The sequence below is a fragment of the Rhizobacter sp. genome (assembly GCF_035702065.1).
Taxonomy (GTDB): Bacteria; Pseudomonadota; Gammaproteobacteria; order Burkholderiales; family Burkholderiaceae_C; genus Rhizobacter.
Map to the genome: position 1 here is coordinate 1 of NZ_DASSRA010000233.1, position 7,105 is coordinate 7,105.

Annotated in this window: 10 protein-coding genes; 3 read left to right on the forward strand and 7 right to left on the reverse strand. The window is 69.3% G+C overall.

Annotated features, from left to right (window positions below; translation table 11 throughout):
- Window positions 1–208 precede the first annotated feature (208 nt).
- From VFL64_RS10805 to VFL64_RS10815, 3 genes are read left to right on the forward strand one after another with little or no spacing between them, the layout of a single operon-like run.
- Entirely contained in the window at window positions 209–523 is a 315-nt protein-coding gene (locus VFL64_RS10805; protein WP_489540380.1) for a c-type cytochrome, read from the forward strand.
- Between the two features lie 11 nt (window positions 524–534).
- Complete coding sequence (locus tag VFL64_RS10810; RefSeq protein ID WP_489540381.1) at window positions 535–1,803, forward strand: FCSD flavin-binding domain-containing protein; 1,269 nt, start codon at window positions 535–537, stop codon at window positions 1,801–1,803.
- Window positions 1,804–1,822: 19 nt separating this feature from the next.
- Window positions 1,823–2,758: a glycerophosphodiester phosphodiesterase gene (locus VFL64_RS10815; RefSeq protein WP_489540382.1), complete on the forward strand. Its 936-nt coding sequence runs from the start codon at window positions 1,823–1,825 to the stop codon at window positions 2,756–2,758.
- On the opposite strand, the gene VFL64_RS10820 is transcribed toward VFL64_RS10815, so the two are convergent.
- The 7 genes from VFL64_RS10820 to VFL64_RS10850 all read right to left on the reverse strand — a co-directional run.
- Entirely contained in the window at window positions 2,748–3,194 is a 447-nt protein-coding gene (locus VFL64_RS10820; protein WP_489540383.1) for a DUF1810 domain-containing protein, read from the reverse strand. The two genes, VFL64_RS10815 and VFL64_RS10820, sit on opposite strands and share 11 nt — an antisense overlap.
- A 12-nt stretch (window positions 3,195–3,206) precedes the next feature.
- A complete protein-coding gene (locus tag VFL64_RS10825; protein WP_489540389.1) occupies window positions 3,207–3,746 on the reverse strand; it encodes a DUF924 family protein in 540 nt (179 codons plus the stop codon).
- The gene (locus tag VFL64_RS10830) at window positions 3,736–4,374 is read right to left on the reverse strand and encodes a glutathione S-transferase (RefSeq protein ID WP_489540384.1); all 639 of its coding nucleotides are present in this window, start codon (window positions 4,372–4,374) and stop codon (window positions 3,736–3,738) included. The genes VFL64_RS10825 and VFL64_RS10830 overlap by 11 nt, the downstream gene beginning before the upstream one ends.
- Window positions 4,371–4,964 (reverse strand): flavin reductase family protein, encoded by a 594-nt coding sequence (locus VFL64_RS10835; RefSeq protein ID WP_489540385.1) that lies wholly within the window; start codon window positions 4,962–4,964, stop codon window positions 4,371–4,373. Before VFL64_RS10835 ends, VFL64_RS10830 begins: the two co-directional genes overlap by 4 nt.
- Window positions 4,965–5,016: 52 nt before the next feature.
- Entirely contained in the window at window positions 5,017–6,366 is a 1,350-nt protein-coding gene (gene chrA, locus VFL64_RS10840; protein ID WP_489540386.1) for a chromate efflux transporter, read from the reverse strand.
- A gap of 78 nt (window positions 6,367–6,444) precedes the next feature.
- Complete coding sequence (locus VFL64_RS10845; protein WP_489540387.1) at window positions 6,445–6,888, reverse strand: SRPBCC family protein; 444 nt, start codon at window positions 6,886–6,888, stop codon at window positions 6,445–6,447.
- Window positions 6,878–7,105 (reverse strand): PaaI family thioesterase (locus VFL64_RS10850; RefSeq protein ID WP_489540388.1); only part of this gene is annotated, 228 nt, incomplete at its 5' end. The genes VFL64_RS10845 and VFL64_RS10850, both read right to left, overlap by 11 nt.

The following is a 7,105-nucleotide window of genomic DNA, read 5'->3' on the forward strand; positions in this document are numbered from 1 at the left end:
CTTTGGTTACTTTCATTTGGCGCGACAAATGTTCGCGCAGCGGGGGTTCGCTCACTTCGCGCAGCGAAGTTATGCGAACACCAAAGTGACCCGCCCGCCGGGGCGGACTCCCGGCGCACCCGCGGGAAGTAGGAAGAAACACACCACGCGAAGCGGGCAAAACAAAAAGAGCGCAAGATCCCGCAACGCAAAAAAGAGGAGACCCCCCATGCCACACCGCCTCGCGGTTGCCTCCCTCGCCTTCCTCGCCCTCGGTTCCGGGCAAGCCCAACCCACCGCCACCGCGCTGCAGCAGCGCTCCCTCGCCGCCACCTGCGCCGCCTGCCACGGCACCGATGGCCGCGCGCAAGCTGATGCCGGACTGATCGGCCTGCAAGGCCGCGACAAGGGTTACCTGCTCGCGCAGCTCACCGCCTTCCGCAACGGCACCCGCCCGGCCACCGTGATGCAGCAGATCGCAAAGGGCTACACCCCCGAGCAGCTCGATCAGCTCGCCACCTACTTCTCGACCCAGGCCAGGTGAGGAGGCACGCCATGCAACGACGCGATCTCCTCCTCGCCGGCAGCGCAGCCGCCCTGCTCGGCTGCACCACCACCCCGTCGGTCCCCACCAGCGCCAAGGTGGTGGTGGTCGGCGGCGGCTTCGGCGGCGCGACGGCCGCGCGCTACGTGCGCCTGCTGTCCGACCAGCGCATCGACGTGGTGCTGATCGAGCCGCAGGAGCACTTCATCTCCTGCCCCATCTCCAACCTGGTGCTGGGCGGCACGCGCACGCTGGCCGACATCACGACGCCCTATGACGCGCTGGCGGCACGCAGCGGCGTGCGCTGGGTGCGCGACACCGCCACCGCCATCGACCCGGCGAAGAAGACCGTCACCATCGCCTCGGGCTCGACCATCCGCTACGACAAGCTGGTGCTCTCGCCCGGCATCGAGCTGATGTTCGACGAGGTGCAGGGCCTGCGTGCCGCCCAGGCTTCGGGCCAGATGCTGCAAGCCTGGAAGGCCGGGCCCGAGACGCTGGCGTTGCGCAAGCAACTCGAAGCCATGCCCGATGGCGGCGTGTACGCCCTCACCATCCCCGAGGCGCCTTACCGCTGCCCGCCCGGCCCCTACGAGCGCGCGAGCGTGATCGCGGCCTACTTCAAGCGCGCCAAACCGCGATCGAAGGTGCTGGTGCTCGACGCCAACGACGACGTGACCTCCAAGCCCGGCCTCTTCAAGAAGGCGTGGAGCGACCTCTACGCCGGCACGCTGGAATACCGCCCGCAGCACAAGGTGATCGGCGTCGATGCCGCCACCCGCACCTTGCGCATCGCGATCCAGGACGACGTGAAAGCCGACGTGCTCAACGTGCTGCCGCCCATGCGGGCCGGCGCGCTGGCGGTGCAGACGGGTCTGGCCAACAGCGTGGGCCGCTGGTGCCGCGTGAACTGGCTCGACTTCGAGTCCACTGCGGCGAAAGACATCCACGTGCTGGGCGACTCGATCCAGCTCGCCCCCGGCATGCCCAAGAGCGGCCACATGGCCAACGCGCACGGCAAGGTGGCCGCCGCCGCCATCGTGGCGCAGCTGTCGGGCTTCGAGGTCAACCCGCAGCCCATGCTCACCAACACCTGCTACAGCTTCGTCGACGAGCGCGAGGCCATCCACGTGGCCAGCGTGCACGAGTACGTGGCGGCCGAGAAGACCTTCAAGACCGTGGCGGGGTCGGGCGGCGTGTCCACGCAGCGCAGCGAAGCCGAGGGCGTGTACGCAATGGCCTGGGCGAAGAACATCTGGGCCGATTCGCTGGGGGCATGAGAAGGCACACTCGCATGCCATGACCCCAGCCAGCCACCGCATCCGACGCCTGCACGAACAAGCCGGCTCAGAGCTCCTGCGAATCGCCCACCGTGGCGCACGCGCCTACGCGCCGGAGAACACGTTGCCCGCCTTCGAGAAGGCCGCGCAGATGGGTTGCCACATGGTCGAGCTGGACGTGCATTGCTCGGCCGACGGCGAGCTGGTGGTGCACCACGATGACGACCTGCAGCGCTGCACCGATGCGACGAGCCGCTTCCCCGGCCGCAGCAGCTACTACGTCTCCGACTTCAGCGCCCGCGATCTGGCCACGCTGGACGCCGGCGGCTGGTACCTGGCGCAACTGGCCCTGGCGCCTGCACAACGACAGGCCTTCCTGCGCGAACTGGCGCCCAGCGAACGCACGGCCTTCATCGGCCCCGGCGACGAGCGGCTGTTCGGCTCCGGTGAGGTGAAGGTACCCACGCTTGCCGATGTGCTCGAACTCGCCAGGCCCTCGGGCTTGCTCGTCAACATCGAACTCAAGACCCTGCCACGCATGTACCCCGGCATCGCCGCCAAGGCACTCGACTGCGTGGCGCACTTCGGGCTGATGGAGCGGGTGCTCATTTCGTCGTTCGACCACGAGCAGCTCGCCACCGTGCGCTCGATGAACGCGCAGGTGGCCACTGCGGTGTTGACGGCCGACCGGCTGAGCCACGTGGCGCGCTACCTTGCGGCGCTCGATGCCGATGCCTTCCACCCCGGCTGCTACGGCAACTTCGACTCGCTGGGCTTCGGCTCGGTCGACCAACGCCTGGAGACGCGCGGCATCGACGAGGTGCGTGCCGCTGGCAAGGGCGTCAACGTGTGGACCTGCAACGACGAAGCGCAGATGCGCGCGCTCATCGAAGCTGGTGTGACCGGCCTCATCACCGACTACCCGAATCGTCTGTCTGCCGTGGTCAGAGCCTGAGCGGGCGCCCCAGAAGCGCCAGCGTGGCCGGGTCGGGCTGGCCGCCGAAGTAGGTGGCCAGTGCCTGGCTGAAGAGCGGCTCCGTGGCATCCGCCTGCGCGAAGAGCGTGACGCAGGAGCGGAACTTGAGCGCGTCGATCTGGCCGAGGATCTGCTCCGCGCTCAAGCCGCTGTGCGCGTTCATCGCGGCCACGCACGCGCGCAGGCGCGGCCCGAGCAGCGGGTGGGCGAGGTAGGCCCGGGCTTCGGCCAGCGAGGCGATGCCGTAGCGGACCGCCATCGCGCTGGAACCCAGGCCGCGCAGCTGCGGCAGCACGTACCAGCTCCAGTGCGTGCGTTTGCGGCCCGCACACAGCTCGGCGAGCGCGTCGTCGTAGTTCGCGGCCTGCGCCTCGACGAAGCGGTCGAGGTCGCGCAGGTCCGTGGCCTCGGGCATGGCAGTCGGTGCCTAGAACCGCGACCCCGGCTGCTGCAGGAAGGTCAGCTCTTCCGGCGTCGACTCCCGCCCCAGCACCGCGTTGCGGTGCGGGTAGCGCCCGAAGCGGTCGACGATGGCCTTGTGGCGCAGCTCGAAGTCGTGGTTGTCCTTCAGGCCGTTGAGGCGGAAGAGGCGCTCGGCCTCCACGTGAATCACCCGCGATTCGCTGTGCATGTAGGGCATGTACAGGAAGGTCCGCTCGATGGGGCTCAGGGCCTGGTCGGCGCCGCCGGCCACCGCCTCCTGCGCCAGGCCCAGGGCCAGCGGATCACAGGCGAAGGCGCGCGCCTGTCCGCGGTACAGGTTGCGCGAGAACTGGTCGAGCAGGATGACCTCGGCCAGCCGGCCGCGCGGCTCGGTGCGCCAGCCAAACAGCTCGCCTTGCGCCGCGGCGCGGTGCAGCGCGCCGAAGCGCACGAGGCACAGCTGGTCGAAGGCGTCGCTCACCGTCCACCACTGGGCCGGGCGGGTCTCCTCGAACCAGAAGCGCAGAACGTCTTCAGCCGCCATGGCGGTACGTGCCTTCGCCATGCGGGGCGGCCTGGAACTCGGGCAGCGCTTCCGCTTGCGCCGAGAAGGCCACCAGATTCGGGTGCTCGCCGGGCGGCACCACGCCGGGCAGCGTCTGCTGCGTGAAGTGCCACGCCACGGCGGCGCTGATGCCGGCCTGGTCGATCGCCTCGCGCGTGGCGACCAAGGGCCTTGCCGCCTGCTCACGTTCGAGCTCGCCATACGCAGCGAGCAGCTGGTTGGTGACGCGGGTGAGCCAGGGCTCGTGCAACTTTTCGGGCGGGCGCAGGCCGCGCTCGTAGACGATCTGCGCACTCTTCTCGCAGGCGGTGAGCGCGAGACCGGTGAGGCGCAATGCGCGCTGCAGCTCGGGCAGGGTGTTCGGCCACAGCGTGCGCGGGCGCACCAGCGCCTCGGCATACGTCAGGATCAGCGACGACTCCATCATCACCTGCCCGTCGTCGCAGACCAGCGTGGGGGCCTTCACCACCGGGTTGATCGCATGGAAGGCGTCGAAGCCTCGGAACACCGAGATCGACTGGTGCTCGAAGCGCGGCAAGCCGAGCATCTGCAAGGAGATGGCCACGCGGCGCACGTAGGGCGAGTCGAGCATGCCGATGAGCTTCATGGGGCCTCTTTCTTCAAGGGTGGGAGGACGTGGGCCTGCACGCTCGGGCCCGGCCACGCGAAGTGGCCGCCGCCCAGGTGGTGCAGCGTGTGCAGCTCGGTGTTGTCGGCGCGGAAGGACCAGTGGCCGCGCTCGAACACGCGCGCATCGGCCTGGGCCGAGATCACTTCGCCGAAGCAGGTGTCGTAGGCGTCTTCGGCGTGCGGCTCGGGGATCAGCCGGCATTCCAGCCAGGCAACGCAGCCTTCGACGAAGGGCAGGCCGAGTTGCGGAGAGTTGAAGGTCTCGATGCCATAGCGCGCGAACTTGTCGGCCACCTCATGCGCCGAGACACTGCCCACGGTGTAGGTCGCGTCCAGCAGAGCGCGGCCCGGCACGCTGAGCGTGAAGCCGCCGCTGGCCGCCACCAAGTCGCGCGTGAGCGTCTTCTTGTCGATGACCACCGCCACGCGCGGCGGCACGAACTCCACCGGCATCGACCACGCCGCCGCCATCACGTTGCGCCGCCCGCCGTGGGCGCTGCCCACCAGCACGGTCGGGCCGTGGTTGATGAGGCGGCAGGCGTGAGCGAGGGTGACGGGGAGCTTCATGCGAAGCAGTCTAGAACGGGTTGAAAGCCCGTGTGCGTGCGCGCTCAGCTTCTCAGCGCACGGGAACACCCGCCCAGAGCAGCAGCAGGCCACACACACCGGACAGCAGCACGACGGGGATCACGCCGACCTTGAAGCGCATCAGCGCGACCGCGGCAGCCCCGCCGATCAGCACGGCCGGCCACTCGAAGCGCCCCGACAACCCCGCCGGCCACAGCACGTGGTACGCGAAGAACACCGCCAGGTTGACGATCACGCCGACCACGGCCGCGGTGATGGCCGAGAGCGGCGCGGTGAACTGCAGCTTGCCGTGCGTCGACTCGATGAACGGGCCACCCAGCAGGATGAAGAAGAACGAGGGCAGGAAGGTGAAGAAGGTGACCACCGCCGCCGCCGCCACGCCCGAGGCGAAGAGCGCATCGGCACCGAAGATGGCCTTCGTCCAGCCGCCGACGAAGCCGACGAAGGACACCACCATGATCAGCGGGCCGGGCGTGGTCTCGCCGAGCGCCAGGCCGTCGATCATCTGCGGGCCGGTGAGCCACTGGTGGTGCTCCACCGCGCCCTGGTACACGTAGGGCAGCACAGCGTAGGCGCCGCCGAAGGTGAGCAGCGCGGCCTTGGTGAAGAACCAGGCCATCTGCGTGAGCACCGCCTGCCAGCCGAAGGCGAGCGAGAGGCCACCCAGCGCCACGGCCCACAGGCCGATGAAGATGACCGCCATCTTCGCGAAGCGCCGCCAGCTGAAGCGCGCATGGGCGGGTGTGGGCGTGTCGTCGTCGATCAGCGCGGGTGCGCTGCCGTGCGCCGCGCTGCCGTGTCCGCCCCCCGACACGAACTTGGCCGGTGCGTAGCGGCCGCCGAGGTAGCCCACCACGCCCGCGCCCAGCACGATCAGCGGGAAGGGCAGGTCGAACGCGAAGATGGCCACGAAGGCCGCCACCGCCAGGCCCCACAGCCAGCCGTTCTTCAGCGTGCGCGAGCCGATGCGCACGGCGGCCGACACCACGATGGCAGTGACCGCCGGCTTGATGCCGTAGAACACGCCGGCCACCACCGGCAGCGTGCCGAAGGCCATGTAACCCCACGAGAGCGCGATCAGGATGAAGAGCGAGGGCAGCACGAACAGGCCGCCGGCCACGATGCCGCCCACGCTTCGGTGCATCAGCCAGCCGATGTAGGTGGCGAGCTGCTGCGCCTCGGGGCCGGGCAGCAGCATGCAGTAGTTGAGCGCGTGCAGGAAGCGCTTCTCCGAGATCCAGCGCCGCCGCTCGACCAGGTCCTCGTGCATGACCGCGATCTGCCCGGCCGGCCCGCCGAAGCTGATGAAGCCGAGCCGCAGCCAGTAGGCCAGGGCTTGCGAGAAGGGGACGGGCGAGGGGCTGTCGTCGGGCACGTGCATGGCGCCGATTGGAGCACCTCGGCGCCGCAGAAGGCGCGACCGAAACTGAATGCGCGGCCGTCAGCCGGCGGCTGTGCCTCAGCGCACGCGCTTCACTTCGTTGGCCAGCCGTGCCAGGTTCTGCTCGTTCGCCGGGCCCACGAAGGCCGCCACCTCGCGCAGGTGCTCGGCGCTGTCGAAGAGCTGGTGCCAGTGCACCCGCGTCTGCGCTCCCACGGGCTCGAAGCCGATGGTCAGCACGAAGTGGTGGTCCTTGGAGAGGTGGTCGATGACCACGCGCTCCAGGCCGACTTCCAGGAACACGTTCTCGTTCGGGTAGTTCGTGCCATCCGGCCCGTGCATCGTGAAGCGCCAGTGGCCGCCGGGTCGCGGCTCGAACAGCTCGAAGCTGCTGCTGAAGCCGTCCGGCCCCCACCAGCGCGCGAGGTGCTCGGCCTGCGTGACCGCGCGCAGCAGCTTCTCGCGCGGTGCGTCGATCAGGCGCGCATGGACGGACGCGCGGCCGCTGTCGTCACTTGCCATACAACACCATCTGCGTGCAGCGAAAGAGCGCGATCGTCTTGCCCGTCTCGCGGTGCGTGACCACCGAGTCCCACACCTGCGTGGTCTTGCCCAGGTGCACGGCTGTGGCGGTGCAGGCCACCGTGCCGTCGCGCGCGGTGCCGAGGTGGTTGGACTTGAGCTCGATGGTGGTGAAGCCGACCGCCCCCTCGGGCAGGTTGGACAGGCAGCCGCAGCC